This window comes from Pseudomonas sp. p21, assembly GCF_001642705.1.
Taxonomy (GTDB): Bacteria; Pseudomonadota; Gammaproteobacteria; order Pseudomonadales; family Pseudomonadaceae; genus Aquipseudomonas.
Genome location: NZ_LWBV01000001.1, coordinates 702098 through 721705 on the forward strand (window position 1 = coordinate 702098; position 19608 = coordinate 721705).

General features: G+C 64.7%; 15 protein-coding genes. 3 read left to right on the plus strand and 12 right to left on the minus strand.

Annotation, left to right across the window (positions count from 1 at the left end):
* Positions 1-45: 45 nt before the first annotated feature.
* Positions 46-2532 carry a glycerol-3-phosphate 1-O-acyltransferase PlsB gene (gene plsB / locus A4C63_RS03335; RefSeq protein WP_063911496.1) on the minus strand — a complete coding sequence of 829 codons (2487 nt, stop codon included), beginning with the start codon at positions 2530-2532 and terminating at the stop codon, positions 46-48.
* A 233-nt stretch (positions 2533-2765) separates the two neighbouring features.
* Here plsB and A4C63_RS03340 point away from each other — a divergent pair, with 233 nt between their 5' ends.
* Complete coding sequence (locus A4C63_RS03340) at positions 2766-2975, plus strand: cold-shock protein (RefSeq protein ID WP_003252255.1); 210 nt, start codon at positions 2766-2768, stop codon at positions 2973-2975.
* A gap of 122 nt (positions 2976-3097) precedes the next feature.
* On the opposite strand, the gene A4C63_RS03345 is transcribed toward A4C63_RS03340, so the two are convergent.
* The 4 genes from A4C63_RS03345 to A4C63_RS03360 form a co-directional block, all read right to left on the minus strand.
* Positions 3098-3472 carry a hypothetical protein gene (locus A4C63_RS03345; RefSeq protein WP_063911497.1) on the minus strand — a complete coding sequence of 125 codons (375 nt, stop codon included), beginning with the start codon at positions 3470-3472 and terminating at the stop codon, positions 3098-3100.
* 17 nt (positions 3473-3489) lie between these two features.
* Positions 3490-4302: a putative RNA methyltransferase gene (locus tag A4C63_RS03350; protein WP_063911498.1), complete on the minus strand. Its 813-nt coding sequence runs from the start codon at positions 4300-4302 to the stop codon at positions 3490-3492.
* The gene (gene dapE, locus A4C63_RS03355; protein ID WP_013971240.1) at positions 4302-5453 is read right to left on the minus strand and encodes a succinyl-diaminopimelate desuccinylase; all 1152 of its coding nucleotides are present in this window, start codon (positions 5451-5453) and stop codon (positions 4302-4304) included. Before dapE ends, A4C63_RS03350 begins: the two co-directional genes overlap by 1 nt.
* Before the next feature lie 182 nt (positions 5454-5635).
* Positions 5636-8227 carry a glycosyltransferase gene (locus A4C63_RS03360; RefSeq protein WP_063911499.1) on the minus strand — a complete coding sequence of 864 codons (2592 nt, stop codon included), beginning with the start codon at positions 8225-8227 and terminating at the stop codon, positions 5636-5638.
* Positions 8228-8346: 119 nt separating this feature from the next.
* Between A4C63_RS03360 and tcdA the strand changes: the two genes are divergently transcribed.
* Positions 8347-9156, plus strand: coding sequence for a tRNA cyclic N6-threonylcarbamoyladenosine(37) synthase TcdA (tcdA, locus tag A4C63_RS03365; protein WP_172827470.1), 810 nt, complete (start codon positions 8347-8349; stop codon positions 9154-9156).
* Positions 9157-9179: 23 nt separating this feature from the next.
* Here tcdA and A4C63_RS03370 read toward each other — a convergent pair whose 3' ends face one another.
* From A4C63_RS03370 to A4C63_RS03385, 4 genes are all read right to left on the minus strand, one after another.
* Positions 9180-9590: a SufE family protein gene (locus A4C63_RS03370; protein ID WP_063911501.1), complete on the minus strand. Its 411-nt coding sequence runs from the start codon at positions 9588-9590 to the stop codon at positions 9180-9182.
* Positions 9587-10792: a cysteine desulfurase gene (locus A4C63_RS03375; protein ID WP_063911502.1), complete on the minus strand. Its 1206-nt coding sequence runs from the start codon at positions 10790-10792 to the stop codon at positions 9587-9589. Before A4C63_RS03375 ends, A4C63_RS03370 begins: the two co-directional genes overlap by 4 nt.
* 120 nt (positions 10793-10912) lie before the next feature.
* The gene (gene dapD / locus A4C63_RS03380) at positions 10913-11947 is read right to left on the minus strand and encodes a 2,3,4,5-tetrahydropyridine-2,6-dicarboxylate N-succinyltransferase (RefSeq protein WP_063911503.1); all 1035 of its coding nucleotides are present in this window, start codon (positions 11945-11947) and stop codon (positions 10913-10915) included.
* Between the two features lie 31 nt (positions 11948-11978).
* The gene (locus tag A4C63_RS03385; protein ID WP_075043977.1) at positions 11979-12326 is read right to left on the minus strand and encodes an ArsC family reductase; all 348 of its coding nucleotides are present in this window, start codon (positions 12324-12326) and stop codon (positions 11979-11981) included.
* A gap of 562 nt (positions 12327-12888) precedes the next feature.
* Here A4C63_RS03385 and A4C63_RS03390 point away from each other — a divergent pair.
* Complete coding sequence (locus A4C63_RS03390; protein ID WP_063911504.1) at positions 12889-14535, plus strand: Na+/H+ antiporter; 1647 nt, start codon at positions 12889-12891, stop codon at positions 14533-14535.
* Between the two features lie 105 nt (positions 14536-14640).
* Here the strand turns inward: A4C63_RS03390 and dapC are convergent, their stop codons facing one another.
* From dapC to map, 3 genes are read right to left on the minus strand one after another with little or no spacing between them, the layout of a single operon-like run.
* The gene (gene dapC / locus A4C63_RS03395) at positions 14641-15837 is read right to left on the minus strand and encodes a succinyldiaminopimelate transaminase (protein ID WP_063911505.1); all 1197 of its coding nucleotides are present in this window, start codon (positions 15835-15837) and stop codon (positions 14641-14643) included.
* 30 nt (positions 15838-15867) lie between these two features.
* Positions 15868-18570, minus strand: coding sequence for a [protein-PII] uridylyltransferase (locus A4C63_RS03400; RefSeq protein ID WP_063911506.1), 2703 nt, complete (start codon positions 18568-18570; stop codon positions 15868-15870).
* A gap of 41 nt (positions 18571-18611) precedes the next feature.
* Positions 18612-19394, minus strand: coding sequence for a type I methionyl aminopeptidase (map, locus tag A4C63_RS03405; protein WP_004375406.1), 783 nt, complete (start codon positions 19392-19394; stop codon positions 18612-18614).
* Positions 19395-19608 lie beyond the last annotated feature (214 nt).

Here is a 19608-nt window from a genome sequence, read left to right on the forward strand (position 1 = left end):
GGCCAACCCCAGGGACTTTAGCGGATTTTCCCGGCTGATAAAGCCTCAGATGGTGGAAGTTTCCAGCCCGTCTTCACGGTGCAATGCCACCTGGCGGATCGACAGGCGCAGCTCGGCCGACAGCACGCGCTTGGCCACGCCTTCAGCCAGCTCGCCCAGCTTGTCGTGATAACCCAGCTTGCCCTGGGCATCAGCATGCAGCACGCCTTGCTCGACCAGGGTCTGGATGAAGTGGCGGAACAGGGTCTTGTCGAAGAACTCCGGGGCGTTCAGGCCGTGCAGGATCGACAGGCGCTGGGCCATCATCACGCACAGGTCTTCCAGTTCTTCGGCGCTGAGGCTGTTCTGCCCACTGTTCAGCAGCAGTGAGGTGGCCATGTAGAAACGCTGCAGGGTCTGGGTGATGGTGCGGGCGAGCAGGGTCAGCAACACGAACTGCCGCGAGCTGGGCGCCGGGCGAATGTAAATGTCGTTGTCCTGGCGCAGCAGCCCTTGCTCGACCAGCGCGGCCAGCCACTGGTCGATCACCGCGTCCAGTTGCTCCGGTGCCCAGCGCAGGAACAGTTCGGCCTGCAGGTAGGGGTACAGCGCGTGCACATACTGGCCCAGCAGTTCGCGGCTCATGCGCGAGCTGCTGAGGAAAAAGCTGGCCAGCAGCGCCGGCAGGGCGAAGATGTGCAGCACGTTGTTGCGGTAATAGGTCATCAGTACCGCGTTGCCTTCATCCAGATACAGGATGCGGCCCAGGGCGTCCTTCTGCTCGGCCACCAGGTTCATGCTGCGCACGTGTTCGATCAGCGCCTGGCCGTCGCCGTCGGGCAGGGTGGTGTGCGGCGAGTAGGGCACCTGGCGCAGCAAGGCCAGGTACAGGTCGAGTACGCGGGTCAGGGCGCGTTCGTCCAGGGCCAGGCGGCTGGTGGACAGCAGCGCCAGGGCCACCAAGTTGACCGGGTTGATTGCGGCCGCCTCGTTGAGATGGCGGGCCACGGTTTCGCCCAGGCGGGTGGTGGTGGCGTTGAGCCAGGCCGGGCGGTATTGCGGGCCGTGGTCCTGTTCACGCCAGCCGGGCTGTTGCTGGTCGAGGAAGCCGGCCAGGCGGATCGGTTCGCCGAAGTTCACGTATACCTGGCCAAAGCGCTGCTTGAGCGCCCCGAACACCTTGAAGATGTCGAAGATCGACTCCTTCTTCTTGCTGGCACCGCGCAACTCGCCCAGGTAGGTGCGGCCTTCGAGCACGCGCTCGTAGCCGATGTACACCGGCACGAACACGATCGGCGTGCGCGACGAGCGCAGGAAGCTGCGCAGGGTAATGGCCAGCATCCCGGTGCGTGGCTGCAGCATGCGCCCGGTGCGCGAGCGGCCGCCTTCGACGAAGTACTCGACCGGAAAGCCTTTGGTGTACAGGGTGTGCAGGTACTCGTTGAACACCGCGGTGTACAACGGGTTACCCTTGAACGTACGGCGCATGAAGAAGGCGCCGCCACGGCGCAGCAGGTTACCCACCAACGGCATGTTGAGGTTGATGCCCGCGGCCACGTGCGGCGGGGTCAGGCCGTTGCGGAACAGCAGGTACGACAGCAGCAGGTAGTCGATGTGGCTGCGGTGGCACGGTACGTAGATCACTTCGTGGCCGGGTGCGATGCCCTGCACCTGCTCGATGTGGTTGACCTTGATGCCGTCGTAGATCTTGTTCCAGAACCAGCTCAGCACCACTTCGAGGAAGCGGATGGCGGTGTAGGTGTAGTCCGAGGCGATCTCGTTGCCGTAGCGCAAAGCCTGGGCTTCGGCCTTGGCCAGCGGCAGGTTTTCGCGCTGCGCCTCATCGACGATGGCCTGTCGCACCTGGGGCGCGTGGATCAGGCCCTTGACCAGGTTGCGCCGGTGCGAGATGTCCGGGCCGATGACAGCGGTCTTGAGGTTGCGAAAATGCACGCGCATCAGGCGCTGGGCCATGCGCACGGTGCGCTCGTGGCCCTTGTTGTGCTGCACCAGTTCGCGCAGGTGGATGGGGGCGGAGAACTGCACCCGGGTCTTGCGCCCGAGGATCAGCACGGTCAGCAGCCGGCGCAGGCGCCCGGTAACCGCCCAGCTGTCGGCGAACAGCAGCTTCCACGGGCTGGATTCACTGGCCGGGGTCTGGCCCCAGAACACACTGACCGGAATGATCTGCGCATCCTCTTCGGCATGCTGGCTGACGGCGGCGACCAGGCGCTCCAGGGTGGGCGGGGCGCCGCGCTTGTCATGGCGGCCGAGCCAGTCCGGGTCCGGGGTCAGGTAAAAGAAGGCAGCCGGCTCCTGCAGCGGGCCAACCGCCACCGGCAGCACCGGGCGCGGCAGGCCAGCCTTGGTGCATTCATGGTCGAGCACGGCCAGGTCGGTGAGCGCGGGCGTGGGCAGGGCATAGAACACCGGGCGGCTGCGGTCGAGCTTGAGGGTCAGGGAGGACTGGTTGATGGTCTCGGAGCGCACCCACAGGTACAACAGGCGACGCAGGGCGCCGAAGATCAGGCGGCGCAGGGGGGAACGGGTCATGGGGTGTGTGCCCTGGGAGTGATGTTCAGGTGGGTATTCAGCCAATTAGTCTGCCGTATCCGCGCAAGTTCAGCAAAAATCGCCGAACGGCGCGACAGTCATCAAATTTTTTTGTTCTGTGTCATATACTCGGCCTGCCACTTGCAAGATATTTACGCAAGCGGCGTCGACACAGGGAACAGACCCCTGTGTCTACAAGGCGATCTTCACAATAAAAATCCGGAGTAGTTCAGATGTCGTCTCGTGAGACTGGGAATGTAAAGTGGTTCAACGATGCCAAGGGTTACGGCTTCATTCAGCGCGAAGGTGGTGCGGATGTGTTCGTCCACTATCGGGCGATCCGCGGTGAGGGGCATCGTACCCTGGTCGAAGGACAGCGGGTGGAATACGCCTGCGTGCAGGGCCAGAAAGGCCTGCAAGCCGAGGACGTAGTGGGCCTCTGAGCCTCATGCTGTAAGGCTTGTTGTGGGAGCTGGCTTGCCGGCGATCACCGGCGAAGCCGGTGCCAGGCACCGTGTTGCCTGCATCGGCGGCAAGCCGGGCTCCCACAAAGAATGCAGAGCATTCAGGTGCGCCAGGTGATTTCCTCTTCACCGTCGGCGCTGATGCGGACCCAGCGGTCGGCATCTTCCTCTCCATCTTCTTCCACCCAGCCACCCGGCGCGCAGCGCACTTCCACGCCCAGTGCGGCAAATGCGGCGCGGGCGCAGGCGACGTCATCGGCCCACGGCGTCTGGTCGCTTTCCAGGTACAGGCTGTTCCATTTCCCTACAGCCTTGGGTAGCCAGGTGACCGGAATGTTACCGGCCTGGCATTTGAAGGTATGGCCTTTCTGCTTCCATTCGCTGCACGGGCCGATCGCCTGGGCGAGCCACTCGGCAATCTGCTTGTGGTCGACGTCGGTGTCCTTCAGGTAGATCTCGATATCAGGTTGGCGCATAAGGGCTCCGGGTGTGCTCAGTCTTGGCGCACGAAATAGTCATAACGCATGGAAACCGTGACCTCGAACGGCTCGGGCTGGTCGATCACCCGGGCACGCTTTTCGGCACTGGCACGCCAGCCGTGCGGGGTCATGGCCAGCAGGTCGGCGCGGGCCTTGGGCGCGGCCAGGCTCAGGCGGAACTCCAGGGTTTCGCTGTGGGCATGGGCCATGCCTTCGGGGACCAGGGCCAAGTGTTTGTCGTCGGCGTAAGGGCGTACTTCATCGTAGAGCACTTCGCGCAATTCCATCAGGTGGCCGCTGGTGGGGCCGACCCGCATCAGGCCGCCGCCGGGGCTGAGCAGGCGCTTGGCCTCGGCCCAGTCCAGCGGGCTGAACACGCTGGCGATGAACTGGCAGCTGGCGTCGGCAAGCGGCACGCGGGCCATGCTGGCGACCATCCAGGTGACCTCGGGCGCGCGGCGGCAGGCACGCTTGACCGCCTCGCGGGAGATGTCCAGGGCGTAACCGTCGGCGGCCGGTAGGGCCTGGGCGATCTGCGCGGTGTAGTACCCCTCGCCACAGCCGATGTCCAGCCAGGCACCGGGCTGGCGCTCGGCGGCCAGCTCGGCCAGGCGGCGCGCCACCGGCGCGTAGTGGTCGGCGTCGAGGAAGTCGCGGCGGGCTTCGACCATGGCCTGGTTGTCACCCGGGTCGCGGCTGTTCTTGTGCTGCACCGGCAGCAGGTTCAGGTAACCCTGGCGGGCGCGGTCGAAGCGGTGGCCGGCCGGGCACACCACCCCGTTGTCGAGCCGGCTCAGCGGCGCCTGGCAAAGAGGGCAGGTGAGCATCAGGCGAGCAACCGGACCAGGGTCTGGTAGTAGATTTCGGTCAGCAGGTCGAGGTCGCTGGCCAGGATCCGCTCATCCACCTGGTGGATGGTGGCGTTGACCGGGCCGAGTTCGACCACCTGGGTACCCATGGTGGCGATGAAACGGCCATCGGAGGTACCGCCGCTGGTGGACGGCTGGGTGTCGCGGCCGGTGACGCCCTTGATGCTGGCCGAGACGGCATCCAGCAATTCGCCCGGTTCGGTGAGGAACGGCAGGCCCGACAGCGCCCAGTCGATCGACCAGTCCAGTTCATGCTTGTCGAGGATTGCCGACACCCGCGCCTGCAGGCCTTCGACGGTCGACTCGGTGGAGAAACGGAAGTTGAACAGTGCGGTCAGCTCGCCTGGGACCACATTGGTGGCGCCGGTACCGGAATTGAGGTTGGAGATCTGGAAGCTGGTCGGCGGGAAGAACGCATTGCCTTCGTCCCAGTGCTCGGCCGCCAGTTCCGCCAGGGCCGGCGCGGCCAGGTGGATCGGGTTGCGCGCCAGGTGCGGGTAGGCCACATGGCCCTGCTTGCCGCGCACGGTCAGCTTGGCGCCCAGCGAGCCACGGCGGCCGTTTTTGACCACGTCACCCAGCAGGGTGGTGCTGGAGGGTTCGCCGACGATGCACCAGTCCAGGCGCTCGTTGCGTGCTTTCAGGCGCTCGACCACGGCCTTGGTGCCATGGTGGGCCGGGCCTTCCTCGTCGCTGGTGATCAGGAACGCGACCTTGCCGCGGTGGTCCGGGTAGTCCTGCACGAAGCGCTCGCTGGCGATCACCATGGAGGCCAGGCTACCTTTCATGTCGGCGGCGCCACGGCCGCAGAGCATGCCGTCGGCGTCGATCAGCGCTTCGAACGGCTCATGCTGCCATTGCTGCACCGGGCCGGTGGGGACCACGTCGGTGTGGCCGGCGAAGCACAGCACCGGGCCGTCCTGGCTGCCGTGGGTGGCCCAGAAGTTGTCGACGTCCTCGATGCGCATCGGTTCGAGCTGGAAGCCCACGGCGCCCAGGCGGTTCATCATCTGCGCCTGGCAGTCGGCGTCGACGGGGGTGACCGAGGGGCGACGGATCAGGTCGCAGGCCAGTTGAAGGGTAGGCGAGAGCTCGGCTGGGGCCGTCATGGGGGACTCCGGGGCAAGGCGGGAAATCTGAGGGGCGTTATCTTATATCAAATGGTTTCAGGCGGCACGGCCCATTCGCGGGCGCGCCCGCTCCCACAGGTACTGCACAGCTCTGAATGCCTGTGACAGACCTGTGGGAGCGGGCGTGCCCGCGAATGGGCTGCAAAGCAGCCCCGGCAATCTCAGGCCTGCTGCGCCTCGGCGGCTTTTTCCCCAGGCTTGGGCAGCGAAGACAGGAAGGCCATCACCAGCGCCGCCACATAAGGCAACGACTGCACCAGCAACATCGCCACCCAGAAGCGCATGTCCGAACTCGGCAGCCCCTGTACCAGGTAGATGCCCAGCGCCGCGCCCCACAGCAGCAACATGATGAACAGCTCTTCCCTCGCTTCGGAAATCGCCACCAGCAGCCCGTGGCTGTCGGCGTTCTTCGGTGTGCGGAAGAACGGCATGCTGCTGGTGAAGAAGCCGTACAGCACCGCCTTGGCGATGGTATGCGACAACGCCAGCCCCGCCAGTGCCGCAGCAAAGGCATCCTTCAGGTTCACCCCCACCGCGCGGCGGTAGAGGAAGACGATCTTGCCGACCTTGAAGAAGAACAGCGCCAGCGGTGGAATGGCAAAGATCATCAGCGGCGGGTCGACCCGGTGCGGCACGATGATCATCGCCGCCGACCACAGCAGCGCGCCGATGGTGAAGAAGATGTTCATGCCATCGGCGATCCACGGCAGCCAGCCGGCCAGGAAGTGGTAGCGCTGGCCGCGGGTCAGCTCGCTGCCCTTGCCGCGCAGCAGGGCGCTGGCGTGGTGCTTGATGATCTGGATGGCGCCGTAGGCCCAGCGGAAACGTTGCTTCTTGAAGTCGATGAAGGTGTCGGGCATCAGGCCCTTGCCGTAGCTGTTGTGGGCGTAGGCGGCCGACAGGCCTTTCTCGAACACCCGCAAGCCCAGTTCGGCGTCCTCGCAGATGCACCACTCGGCCCAGCCCAGCTCTTCCAGCACGCTGCGCCGGGTCATGGTCATGGTGCCGTGCTGGATGATCGCGTCACGGTCGTTGCGGGTGACCATACCGATGTGGAAGAAGCCCTTGTACTCGCTGTAGCACAGCTTCTTGAAGGCGCTTTCGTGCTGGTCGCGGTAGTCCTGCGGCGACTGCACCACGGCAATTTTCGGGTCAGCGAAGTGCGGCACCATGTGCTTGAGCCAGTTGCGATCGACGCAGTAGTCCGAGTCGATCACCGCGATCACTTCGGCGTCCTTGGCGGTATGCGGGATCAGGTAGTTCAGCGCGCCGCCCTTGAAGCCGGCCAGGGGCGCGACGTGGAAGAACCTGAAGCGCTCGCCGAGCTTCTCGCAATGGGCCTTGAGCGGCTCCCACACGGCCGGGTCCTTGGTGTTGTTGTCGATCACCAGCACTTCGTAGTCGGGGTAGTCCAGCGCGGCCAGGGCATCGAGGGTCTGTTTCACCATCTCGGGCGGTTCGTTGTAGCACGGCACATGCACCGATACCTTGGGCCGGTAGGCGCTGTCGGCCTGCACCGGCAGGAACTCGCGCCGGCGCTTGTGTATCCATACCGCCTCGGCCAGTTCGTGGGCCTCGGTCAGCAGCACGATGAACACGCCCAGCGCGCCGAGGGCCAGCAGCACGCCCACGGTCAGGCTGAACCAGGTGCTGTATTGCTGGCTGTAGTCGTAGGCGATCCAAACCAGCACCGACCCGCACAGGAAGGTGATGAAGGTCAGGAAGGTACGGCCGCGCTGGCGCAGGGCCGAACCGTCGATGAACAGCACCATCAAGGCAATCATCGCCAGCACCACCGAGGCTACCGCCAGGGCACGCCACTGCGGGATGGCCACTACCGGGCCGTCGAAGTTGAATTTTTGCTGGCGTTCGGCGTTGTACACGCCCCAATAGGCGCCCACCGAGCCTTCGTCGCTGGCCTTCCACGGCTGGTCGTAGGCTTCGATGACGAAGTAATTGTAGCCACGGCGGTTGAGGGTGTTGACCAGGGTGCGCAGGTAGATGGCCTGGTCAGCCTGGGTGGCATCGGCACCGCCGCGCATGCGGCCGTTGCTCGGCCAGCCGACTTCCGAGAGCAGCAGGGGTTTGCGCGGGAACTGGTGTTTAAGGTCCCGGGCGCGGTCGAGCACGAACTCGACCGAATCCTTCATCGGCACGAACTCCCAGTACGGCAGGATGTGCGCGGCAATCAGGTCGACGTGCTTGGCCAGCTGCGGGTTTTCCTTCCAGATGTGCCATTGCTCGCTGGTGGTCACCGGCACCTTGACGGCTGCGCGTACCCGGTCCAGGTATTTGATCAGGTTTTCCGGGGTGACTTCTTCACGGAACAGCGCCTCGTTGCCGACCACTACCCGCACCACGCTGCGCGAAGTGTTGGCCAGCTGGATGGCCGTGGCGATTTCGCGCTCGTTGCGCTCCAGGTCCGGGCTGATCCAGATGCCCAGCGTTACCCGCAGGCCGAATTCCTCGGCCAGGCGCGGGATATCCGCCTGGGTGCCCTCCACGGTGTAGATCCGGATGCTGTCGGTCAGTTTGCTCAACTGCTCCAGGTCCTGGCGCATCTCGTCGTCACTGGGGTACTGGCCCTTCTGCGGGCTTTCGCCCAGACGGAACGGTGAATAGGAGAAGCCAGAGATCTGTTCTGGCCAGGCGGGGGCGGAAACCGGGCGGTTGATCAGCGCCCAGAACCCGGTGAACAACGCGGCGATGGCCAGGACCACGACCAGGTTCAGGCCGAATTTACGTGAAGACATTGTCGTCCATATGTGTCGAAGTGATAGGACATTAAAGCAGGGTTGGTAGTGTCTTTCCTAACGATGCAGGCCATGGGCCCGCTGGCATATAATGCGCGCCGGTTTTTTGGGGTATGAACATGAGCACAGAAGATCCACGCTTCGCCGGCGTTGCCCGGCTGTATGGCGACCAGGGGTTGCACCGTCTGGGCCAGGCCCACGTGGCCGTGGTCGGTATTGGCGGGGTAGGCTCGTGGGCGGCGGAAGCGCTGGCCCGCAGTGGCGTGGGCGAGATCACCCTGTTCGACCTCGACGACGTGTGCGTCAGCAACACCAACCGCCAGGCCCATGCCCTGGAAGGGCAGGTGGGGCGGCCCAAGGTCGAGGTCATGGCCGAGCGCCTGCAGGCGATCAACCCGGCGTGCACGGTGCATGCTGTGGCCGACTTCGTTACCCGCGACACCATGGTCGAGTACATCACCGAGAACCTCGATTGTGTGATCGACTGCATCGACAGCGTCATGGCCAAGGCGGCACTGATCGCCTGGTGCCGGCGGCGCAAGATTGCCATCGTCACCACGGGTGGCGCCGGCGGGCAGATCGACCCGACACAGATCCAGATCGCCGACTTGAACAAGACCTTCAACGACCCGCTGGCCTCGCGGGTGCGTTCCACCCTGCGCCGCGACTACAACTTCTCGCGCAATGTCAGCCGCAACTATGGCGTGCCCTGCGTGTTCTCCAGCGAACAGCTGCGCTACCCCAAGGGCGATGGCAGCGTTTGCCTGCAGAAAAGCTTCGTGGGCGAAGGCGTGCGGCTGGACTGCTCGGGTGGCTTTGGCGCGGTGATGATGGTGACCGCGACCTTTGGCATGGTGGCGGCGAGCAAGGCGGTGGAAAAGCTGGTGGCTGGGGCGCGGCGGCCTTCGGAGCGGGTCAAGCCTGAATAGACCGCGAAGAGGCCAGCACCGATTCAACGGTTGGACGCCAGCTCCGCCATCCGCTGCAACACCGCATGCAGCCCATTGCTGCGCGAAGGCGACAGTTGGCGCTCCAGCCCCAGCTGAGTGAACCACTCCCGCAGATCGAGCCCGGCCAGTTCCTCATTGGCCAACCCTTGCACCCGCACCAGCAACAACGCCAACAGCCCGCGCAACAAGCGCGCATCGCTACTGGCCTTGAAGCGCCATACCCCTTCAACCTGCTCGGCCACCAGCCATACCAGGCTTTCGCAGCCATGCACCCGGTTGGCCTCGGTCTTTTCGGTGTCAGCCAGCGGTTCCAGCCGGTCGCCCCACTGCATCAGCAGCCGCGCTCGCTGTTCCCAGCCCTTGCCCTGCTCAAAAGCTTCCAGCGCCTGGCGCGCCTGATCCGGCAGGCTCATCGCAACAGCTCCAGGCCTTGATCCAGTGCCTCGAAGAAACGCTGCAAGTCATCGCTGTCGTTATACAGCCCCAAGGACACGCGGATCGCGCCCTCCAGGCCCAAGTCCTGCAGCAGCGGCATGGCACAGTGGTGCCCGGCACGCACGGCAATGCCTTGCTCGGTCAGCAGGTGGGCGATGTCGGCGTTGTGCACGCCTTCGATGACGAAACTGGCAAGGGCGGCCTGTGGCGTGCCGAGGATGCGTACACCATCGCGGTCCGCCAGGCCGCGCAGCAGGTGCTGGTGCAGGTTGGTCTCATGGGCTTCGAGCGCCTGGGCATCGAGGCTGGCCAGGTAGTCCAGGGTTGCACCCAGGCCGATCACCCCGGCGATCGGCGGCGTGCCTGCCTCGAACCCCAGCGGCGCCGGGCGGAAGCTGGCGCTGTGGTACTCGGCCAGTTGCACCATCTCACCGCCGAACTGCCAGTGGTGCAGCAGTTCCAGCGCCTGGCTGCGGCCGTACAGCACGCCAACGCCTTCCGGGCCGTACAACTTGTGGCTGGAGAACACATAGAAGTCGCAGCCAAGCTGCTGCACATCGTGGCGGCCGTGCACCACGCCCTGGGCCCCGTCGACCACGGTCAGCGCGCCTTGGGCGCGGGCATGGGCCAGCAGCGCCGGCAGCGGCTGCCAGGTGCCCAGCACGTTGGACAGTTGGCTCACCGCCAGCACCCGGGTGCGTGGGCCGATCAGTTGCAACGCCTGGTCCAGGTCGATGCGGCCATGGGCATCCAGCGGCAGCACCACCAGGCGCAGGTTGCGCCGGCGCGCCAGCTGTTGCCAGGGCAGCAGGTTGGCATGGTGTTCCAGGGCACTGACGGCAATTTCGTCACCGGCCTCGAAGCGGTGTTCCAGGCCATAGGCCAGCAGGTTCAACGCCGAAGTGGCGCCGTGGGTGAAGATGATCTGCCGCGAGTCTGCCGCATTCAACCAGGCGGCAACCTTGTCGCGGCTGGTTTCGAAGGCCTGGGTTGCCAGTGCGCCGGGCAAGTGCTGGGCTCGGTGCACGTTGGCTGCGCCATGGCCATAGTAATGGCTCAGGGCATCGAGCAGGGCTTGCGGCTTCTGGGTGGTGGCGGCGCTGTCCAGGTAGGTCTGGTGTTGCCGTTGCAGGGCGGCGATGGCGGGAAAATCGGCACGCCAGGGGGAGGGCTGGAACATGGTCACGGGGCCTGGAATGAAAATCGGGTCTGGCGTGGTGCCAGACCCGATCTTAACATTTCAAACGCTGAGAATCCGCTGTTCGCGAGCAAGCTCGCGCTTACAGGGGCTGAAGGATTCTCAGTTGTGCGCGTGCAGCGCCTCGTTCAGCTCGATGGCCGATTTGTGGGTCTTGCACTCCACCGCGCCGTTCAGCGAGTTGCGGCGGAACAGCAGGTCGGTCTGGCCGGCCAGGTCACGGGCCTTGACCACTTTGACCAGCTGGTTGTTCTCGTCCAGCAGGTTCACCTTGGTACCGGCGGTGATGTAAAGGCCGGCTTCGACGGTGTTACGGTCGCCCAGCGGAATGCCGATACCGGCGTTGGCACCGATCAGGCAGCCTTCGCCAACCTTGATGACGATGTTGCCGCCACCGGACAGGGTGCCCATGGTCGAGCAGCCGCCGCCCAGGTCCGAGCCCTTGCCGACGAACACGCCAGCGGAAACGCGGCCTTCGATCATGCCTGGGCCTTCGGTGCCAGCGTTAAAGTTGACGAAGCCTTCGTGCATGATGGTGGTGCCTTCGCCGATGTAGGCGCCCAGGCGCACACGGGCGGTGTCGGCGATACGCACGCCGGCCGGGACCACGTAGTCAGTCATTTTCGGGAACTTGTCCACCGAGAACACTTCCAGCAGCTCGCCCTTCAGGCGCGCTTCCAGTTGCAGCTCGGCCAGTTCGGCCAGGTCGACCGCGCCCTGGTTGGTCCAGGCCACGTTCGGCAGCAGCGGGAAGATGCCGGCCAGGCTCAGGCCGTGCGGCTTGACCAGGCGATGCGACAGCAGGTGCAGCTTGAGGTAGGCCTCTGGGGTCGAGGTCAGCGCGGCGTCTTCGGCCAGCAGGGTGGCGACCAGCGGCTTGTGGCTTTCAGCCAGGCGGGTCAGCAGGGCGGCCTGGGCGGCATCCACGCCTTTAACGGCTTCGGCCAGTTGCGCGGCCTGGGCGTTGCTGAAGGCGATGGCCTGGTTGCCACCTTGGTAACCGAGAACAGGGGCTACCGCGGCGACCAGTTCGGCGCTCGGGTTGAGCAGCGGTTGTGCGTAGAACACTTCCAGCCAGGCGCCCTGGCGGTTCTGGGAGCCGACACCGAAGGCCAGGCTGAACAGGGTATTGGACATGTGATTACCTCGTGCGAAATAGGGAAGGGGGTCAGGCCAGGGCAGCGGCGTACAGGTCAGGCTTGAAGCCGACCAGGGTACGCGCGCCAAGGTCGAGCACCGGGCGCTTGATCATCGACGGCTGGGCCAGCATCAGCTCGACGGCCTTGGCCTGGTCGAGGTCGGCCTTGCTGGCGTCGTCCAGCTTGCGGAAGGTGGTGCCGGCACGGTTGAGGATGACTTCCCAGCCGTGTTCGTCGCACCAGCGGTTCAGGCTGTCACGGTCGATGCCTTGGGTCTTGTAGTCGTGGAATTCGTAGGCGATGGCCTGGTCTTCGAGCCAGGTACGTGCCTTCTTCATGGTGTCACAGGCTTTGATGCCGTAGAGCGTGTAGGTCATTGTGTGCATTGGGGATCACAGGCGGCCCCAACCTCTCCGTTTTCCGATTTCAGTCGCGGGATTATGCGGGAACGATCCTGTGAGCGCCACGGGTGTGCATGTCCTGGATCTTGCAGTGTGTCGGAGACCGAGCGCCGCCCGCGCGGCGCTTCGCAGCACAAGGCTGCTCCTACATCTGTTTCGGGCCAGTAACGCCTGTACCAACGCACGCGACTGCCTTGTTTGCTCGACACGATGTCGAGGCGTACGCCAGGGGGCCGCGTGCCGCGCTCACAGGAATAACTGGCCCGAAACAGATGTAGGAGCAGCCTTGTGCTGCGAAGCGCCGCGCGGGCGGCGCTCGGTCTCACAGGCACAGCAAGACTCAAGGCATGCATCTGCTGGGCGATAAGGGGTCGAACCTGCGCCACCGACAAACCGAAGTATCATCATGTTACATATTCATCCACCACCTGCGACTATCGTGCAGCGGCCGCAGTGCGCCCATCGCCGCTAACATATTGTTTCAATGGCGATGTTTCGCCTTGTTGTCGTTTCTGGTTCACAAAGGAAGCTTTCCCGGATGCAGTCCGCCTACACCGTCCTCATCCTGCTGACGCTGGTCAGCGTGTCGAAGCTGGTCGGCCGCATTATCCCGCTGCCCTTGCCGCTGGTGCAGATTGCCGCCGGCGCCTTGCTCGCATGGCCGACACTGGGCCTGCATGTGGCGCTGGACCCCGAGCTGTTCCTGTTCCTGTTCCTGCCGCCCTTGCTGTTCGCCGACGGCTGGCGTATTCCCAAGCGCGAGTTGTGGCGTATTCGCGGGCCGGTGGTGGCGCTGGCCGTGGGCTTGGTGCTGTTTACCGTGGTCGGTGCCGGTTACTTCGTTCACTGGCTGCTGCCGAGCATCCCGCTGCCGGTGGCCTTCGCCCTGGCTGCCGTGTTGTCGCCGACCGACGCCGTGGCGGTTTCGGCCATTACCCAGGACCGCCTGCCCACCCCGCTGATGCACATGCTCCAGGGCGAGGCCCTGATGAACGATGCCTCGGGCCTGGTGACCTTCAAGTTCGCCCTGGCAGCGGCGATCACCGGGGTATTCTCGCTGACCGACGCCAGCTTCAGCTTCGTTCTGGTCGCCCTGGGCGGCCTGGCGGTGGGCGTGGCCCTGAGTTGGCTGATCGGCCGCCTGCGTGCCTGGATGATCGCCCGCGGCTGGGACGACCCGGCCACCCACGTGGTGTTCATGTTGCTGCTGCCGTTCGCTGCCTACGTACTGGCCGAGCGCCTGGGTGTGTCGGGCATTCTTTCGGCGGTGGCGGCCGGCATGATGCAGAGCTGGCTCGACCTGCTGCCACGGCAGACCAGTACGCGCCTGCTCAACCGCAGCGTGTGGTCGCTGCTGGAGTTCGCTTTCAACGGTCTGATCTTCCTGCTGCTGGGCCTGCAACTGCCGGACATCATCAAGGCCGTGGTCAGCCATGAACCCACCGTCTGGCCGACCTTGGCCTGGCGCTGCCTGGACGTGGTGGCGATCTTTGTGGCGCTGATCTTGCTGCGGTTCATCTGGGTGCAGAGCATCTGGCGCTCGATCGGTGTGGTACGCCGCTGGCGCGGCAAGCCGGCGCTGGTGCTGATGCCGACGGCGCGCTCCTGCTGGTTGTTGACCCTGGGCGGTGTGCGCGGTGCGGTTACCTTGGCCGGTGTGATGTCGATCCCGTTACTGATCGGGGCAGGCAAGGCCTTTCCGGAACGTGACTTGCTGATCTTCATTGCGGCCGGGGTGATCCTGCTGTCGTTGATCAGTGCCTGTATCGCGCTGCCGCTGTTGCTGCGCGGGGTGACCAAGAGCCCGGACGAGCGTTTGCACCAGGAAGTGCAGGAGGCCTGGCGGCGCACGGCCGAGGCGGCAATCCATGCGCTGGAGGCAGAAGAAGTGATCGACAGCAATGCGCCGCAGGATGCCGCGCAGGCGACCCTGGCGACCGAATTGAAGGCGCGCTTGATGGCTGAGTACCGGGATGAACTGGACAGCTACAACGACAGCGCCGAGGCCAAGGCCCTGGCTGAACAGATGGATTTGCTGGAGCGGCGCTTGCGCCTGCGTGCGCTACGGGCTCAGCGGCTGGAGCTGTATGAGCTGCACCGCAAGCATCTGGTGGGGGATGAAGTGGTGCGGCAGGTGCTGGGGGAGCTGGATATGAGTGAGGCAAACCTAGGGTCGGTCAGGTAGACCGCAGGGGGCCGCTTCGCGGGCTTGCCCGCTCCCACAGGTAATGCACCGCTTTCTCGGCTTGTGCTGTATGCGTGGGAGCGGGCATGCCCGCGAACTGGGCGGTCAGCGGTTCTGCAGGAATGCGCGAATCCGCTCCGCCGCCTCGATGCACTCGGCCAGCGGTGCAACCAGTGCCATGCGCACGCGGCTGGCGCCCGGGTTCACGCCATCCACTTCACGTGACAGGTACGACCCCGGCACCACCGTCACATGCTGGGCCTCGAACAGGTCGCGGGTGAACTCGGCATCGCCGCCGGGTACCTTGGCCCACAGGTAGAAGCTGCCATCCGGGCGCTGCACGTCCAGCACCGGCTGCAGGATATCCAGCACGGCATCGTACTTGGCGCGGTACTGGTCGCGGTTCTCGCGTACATGCGCCTCGTCCTTCCAGGCGGCAATGCTGGCCAGTTGGGTTTGTACCGGCATGGCGCAGCCGTGGTAGGTACGGTACAGCAGGAACGGCTTGATGATCTCGGCGTCACCGGCGACGAAGCCCGAGCGCAGGCCCGGCAGGTTGGAGCGCTTGGACAGGCTGTGGAATACCACGCAGCGCTTGAAGTCGCTGCGGCCCAGTTCCACACAGGCCGTCAGCAGGCCCGGTGGCGGGGCGTCCTCGTCGAAGTACAGCTCGCTGTAGCACTCGTCGGCGGCAATCACGAAGTCGTGTTCGTCGGCCAGGGCAATCAGCTTCTTCAGGGTGTCCATAGGCACCAGTGCGCCGGTGGGGTTGCCCGGTGAGCACAGGAACAGGATCTGGCAGCGCTTCCACACTTCAGCCGGCACGGCGTCGAAGTCGGGGTTGAAACCGTTGCTTTCCAGGCACGGCAGGTAGTGTGGTGTGGCACCGGCCAGCAGCGCTGCGCCTTCGTAGATCTGGTAGAACGGATTGGGGCTGACCACCAGGCCGTCATCGGCGCGGTTGACCACGGCCTGGGTGAAGGCGAACAGCGCTTCACGGGTGCCGTTGACCGGCAGGATGTGGCGGTCGGCGTCCAGCCAGCCGGCCGGTACGCCAAAGCGCCGCTCGCACCACTGACCAATGGCCTGGCGCAGGGCCGGCAGGCCGATGGTGCTCGGGTACACCGCCAGCTTGTCGAGGTTGTCGGCCATGGCCTGGGCGACGAACGCCGGCGATTCGTGCTTCGGCTCACCGATCGACAGGGCGATGGCGCGTTTGTCCGCCGCAGGCTTCACGCTGCCCAGCAGGGCGCGGAGCTTCTCGAACGGGTAAGGCTGAAGCTGGGTCAAGGCATGGTTCATCGGCGCAAGGTCTCGTCAATCGTCTAATCGTTAAAAGGTCACGCGGGTAGGGCTGGCATCGCTGGCCTGGCCGGCCTGCAGCTGCTGGACGATGGCTTCCTGCAGTCGGCTGCACAGTTGCGGGTCGGACAGCGGCTGGTTGTCGGCATCGGTGATGAAGAACACGTCTTCCACCCGCTCGCCGAGGGTGGCGATCTTGGCGTTCTGCAGCGACAGGTCGAACTCCAGGAAGATCCGCCCCAGCCGGGCCAGCAGGCCTGGGCGGTCGGGTGCGGTGATTTCGAGGATGGTCACCGGTCGCTGGGCATCGTTGAGGATGGTCACCTGTGGCGGGAAGTCGAAGTGCTTGAGCTGGCGCGGCACCCGGCGCTGGATGATGGTCGGGTAGTCCTCGGGGTTGCGCAGCGCTTCGGTCAGGCCGTCGCGAATCTGCTTGACCCGCTGCGGGTTGTCGCCGATCGAGCCGCCGTCGTTGTCCAGCACGATGTAGGTGTCGAGGGTGAACTGGCTGCTCGAGGTGATGATCCGCGCGTCATGAATGTTCAGGTTCAGCTGCGACATGGCCGCCACCGTCACGGCAAAGAAGTCGTGCTGGTCGGGGGCGTAGATGAAGATCTGCGTGCCGCCCTCGAACTCGCGCTGGGTGGTTTCCTTGATCAGTACCAGCGGCCCGCCATCGGCCGGCTGCTGCAGGATTGCGTCACTGTGCCAGGCCACATCGGCGGCGGTGTGCTTGAGGAAGTAGTCATCGCCCAGTTGCGACCACAATTGCTCGACATCGTCCGGGTCGGTGCCTTCGCGCACCAGGATGTCCAGCGCCGCAGACTGGGTCTGGCGAATCTGTTCTTCGCGGTCCAGCGGGTTTTCCAGGCCACGGCGCAGGGCGCGCTTGGTCTCGGTGTACAGCTGGCGCAGCAGGCTGGCCCGCCACGAGTTCCACAGGCTGGGGTTGGTGGCGTTGATATCGGCCACGGTCAGCACGTACAGGTAGTCCAGGCGCGTCTCGTCACCCACGTGCAGGGCAAAGTCGTTGATCACCTGCGGGTCGGACAGGTCCTTGCGCTGGGCGGTGGTCGACATCACCAGGTGGTTCTGCACCAGCCAGACGATCAGCCGGCTGTCCCAGGCGGGCAACTGGTGGCGTTCGCAGAACTTCTTCGCATCCACCGCACCCAGCTCGGAATGGTCGCCCTGGCGGCCCTTGCCGATGTCGTGATACAGGCCGGCCAGGTAGATCAGCTCGGGCTTGGGCAGGCGGCCCATGAGCTTGCTGGCCAGCGGGAATTTCTCGGACACCGGCGTGTATTGCAGCTTGCGCAGGTGCTTGATGAGGTTGAGGGTGTGTGCATCGACCGTATAGATGTGGAACAGGTCGTGCTGCATCTGCCCGACGATCAGGCCGAACTCCGGCAGGTAGCGCCCAAGGATGCCGTAGCGGTTCATCCGCCGCAGGTTGCGGTGGATGCCGATTTCGCACTTGAACAGCTCGATGAACAGGCTGGTGTTGCGGATATCGGTGCGGAAGGTGTCGTCGATCAGGTGGCGGTGCTCGCGCAGCAGCCGCACGGTATCGGCACGTACACCCTTGATCTCGGGGTGCTGGGCCATCAGCACGAAGATTTCCAGCATGGCGAACGGCGTGCGCTTGAACACGTTCGGCCTGGTCGCTTCTATATAGCCATCATGCAGGCGGAAGCGCGCATTCAGCGGTTGGGTGGTGCCGCTGTCGTCATCGGCGAGGATGACCTCCTCGAAGTGCTGGATGATCAGGTCGCACAGCTGGCTGATGCTCATCACCACTCGGTAGTACTGCTGCATGAACTGCTCGATAGCACGCTTGGGGTTGTCGTCGCTGTAGCCCAGCAGTGCGGCGATGCTGCGCTGGTGGTCGAACAGCAGGCGGTCCTCGGCGCGCCCTGCAAGCATGTGCAAGGCGTAGCGCACCTTCCACAGGAAGTCCTGGGACGAGGCCAGCAGCTCGTTCTCGCTTTCCAGCAGGAAACCTTCGCCGGCCAGCGCATGCAGGTTGAGGGTGCCGTACTGGCGGCGGGCCACCCACAGCACGGTCTGGATGTCGCGCAGGCCACCGGGCGAACCTTTCACATTGGGTTCGAGGTTGTACTCGGTGTCGTTGTACTTGTGGTGGCGGGCCTTGAGTTCGGCGCGCTTGGCCAGGAAGAAGTCCTTGCTCGGCCACATGTGCGCGGTGCTGGTCACCTCCAGCATGTGCTGGCGCAGGGCCTCGGGGCCGGCAATGGTGCGGCTTTCCATCAGGTTGGTGATGACCGTCAGGTCGGCGCGGGCCTGCTCGGCGCACTCGTCGACGGTACGCACGCTCTGGCCCACTTCCAGGCCGATGTCCCACAGCAAGGTGAGAAACCGCTCGATGGCGTCGCGGTACTGCTCGTGTTCGGCAGCGCCCAGCAGAATCAGCAGGTCGATGTCCGAATGCGGGTGCAGCTCACCGCGCCCGTAGCCACCCACCGCGACCAGGGCGATGCCGTACTGGTCGCCCCAGTCGAACTGGTTCCAGGCCTGTTGCAGGATATTGTCGACGAGCCAGGCGCGGGCCTCGATCAGTGGGCGGATTTCGCTGCCACTGCGGAAACGCTTGTCGAGCACCTCGCCGGCCTGGCGGATGGCTTTCTTGAAGGCGGCGATGGGGCTCGCCTTGAGGGCCAGTTCCGCCTGGAACTGGCCGCGGTCGAACAGCTCGGGGTCCACCTGGGGCATCGCGTCACGTTCCTGTCGTGGGGTGGCCTGTCGGAGTGCGGTCAGGCCGAGGTGCGCGGGATGGTGTCGTCCTTGCGCAGGGTGAAGATCTCGTAGCCGGTCGCGGTCACCACCAGGGTGTGTTCCCACTGGGCCGAGAGCTTGCGGTCCTTGGTGATGGCGGTCCAGCCGTCACCCAGCACCTTGGTGTCGGCCTTGCCCTGGTTGATCATCGGCTCGATGGTGAAGGTCATGCCTTCCTTGAGCTCCATGCCGGTGCCGGCGCGGCCGTAGTGCAGGATCTGCGGCTCTTCGTGGAATACCTTGCCGATGCCGTGGCCGCAGAACTCGCGCACCACCGAGAAGCCGTTCTTTTCAGCGTGCTTCTGGATCACTTCGCCGATGTCGCCCAGGCGGCAGCCCGGCTTGACCAGCTCGATGGCCTTGTACATGCATTCCTGGGTGACCTTGGACAGGCGCTCGGCCCATACCGGCACGGTGCCGACGTGGAACATGCGGCTGGTGTCGCCATGGTAGCCGTCCTTGATCACGGTGACGTCGATGTTCAGCGTGTCACCGTCCTTGAGCGGCTTGTCGTTGGGGATGCCGTGGCAGACCACATGGTTGATCGAGGTGCAGATCGACTTCGGGTAGCCCTTGTAGTTGAGCGGTGCCGGGATGGCCTGCTGGACGTTGACGATATAGTCGTGGCACAGGCGATCAAGCTCTTCGGTGGTGACACCGGGCTTGACGTGTTCTTCGATCATTTCCAGCACTTCGGCGGCCAGGCGGCCAGCGATGCGCATCTTCTCGATGTCTTCTGCGGTCTTGATGGTGACGGTCATTACAGGCTCTCTACGGCGCCGAGAACGGCGCGAACAAACGGGAAAGGCCGGATTCTAGCAGAGCAGGGCACCGATCGGTCGGGATCCAGGTAGAGAATTGGGGCTGCTGCGCAGCCCATCGCCGGCAAGCCAGCTCCCACAGGAATCGCGTTACCCTTGTGGAAGCTGTCATCTATAGAGAGCATTCTGGCCTGTTTGGCGGGGTGCTGCAAAA

Excerpts from the sequence above, each read along its gene's own strand:
- plsB (WP_063911496.1), bottom strand. The coding sequence starts at position 2,532 with ATGACCCGTTCCCCCCTGCGCCGCCTGATCTTCGGCGCCCTGCGTCGC.
- A4C63_RS03340 (WP_003252255.1), top strand. The coding sequence starts at position 2,766 with ATGTCGTCTCGTGAGACTGGGAATGTAAAGTGGTTCAACGATGCCAAG.
- A4C63_RS03345 (WP_063911497.1), bottom strand. The coding sequence starts at position 3,472 with ATGCGCCAACCTGATATCGAGATCTACCTGAAGGACACCGACGTCGAC.
- A4C63_RS03350 (WP_063911498.1), bottom strand. The coding sequence starts at position 4,302 with ATGCTCACCTGCCCTCTTTGCCAGGCGCCGCTGAGCCGGCTCGACAAC.
- dapE (WP_013971240.1), bottom strand. The coding sequence starts at position 5,453 with ATGACGGCCCCAGCCGAGCTCTCGCCTACCCTTCAACTGGCCTGCGAC.
- A4C63_RS03360 (WP_063911499.1), bottom strand. The coding sequence starts at position 8,227 with ATGTCTTCACGTAAATTCGGCCTGAACCTGGTCGTGGTCCTGGCCATC.
- tcdA (WP_172827470.1), top strand. The coding sequence starts at position 8,347 with ATGAGCACAGAAGATCCACGCTTCGCCGGCGTTGCCCGGCTGTATGGC.
- A4C63_RS03370 (WP_063911501.1), bottom strand. The coding sequence starts at position 9,590 with ATGAGCCTGCCGGATCAGGCGCGCCAGGCGCTGGAAGCTTTTGAGCAG.
- A4C63_RS03375 (WP_063911502.1), bottom strand. The coding sequence starts at position 10,792 with ATGTTCCAGCCCTCCCCCTGGCGTGCCGATTTTCCCGCCATCGCCGCC.
- dapD (WP_063911503.1), bottom strand. The coding sequence starts at position 11,947 with ATGTCCAATACCCTGTTCAGCCTGGCCTTCGGTGTCGGCTCCCAGAAC.
- A4C63_RS03385 (WP_075043977.1), bottom strand. The coding sequence starts at position 12,326 with ATGACCTACACGCTCTACGGCATCAAAGCCTGTGACACCATGAAGAAG.
- A4C63_RS03390 (WP_063911504.1), top strand. The coding sequence starts at position 12,889 with ATGCAGTCCGCCTACACCGTCCTCATCCTGCTGACGCTGGTCAGCGTG.
- dapC (WP_063911505.1), bottom strand. The coding sequence starts at position 15,837 with ATGAACCATGCCTTGACCCAGCTTCAGCCTTACCCGTTCGAGAAGCTC.
- A4C63_RS03400 (WP_063911506.1), bottom strand. The coding sequence starts at position 18,570 with ATGCCCCAGGTGGACCCCGAGCTGTTCGACCGCGGCCAGTTCCAGGCG.
- map (WP_004375406.1), bottom strand. The coding sequence starts at position 19,394 with ATGACCGTCACCATCAAGACCGCAGAAGACATCGAGAAGATGCGCATC.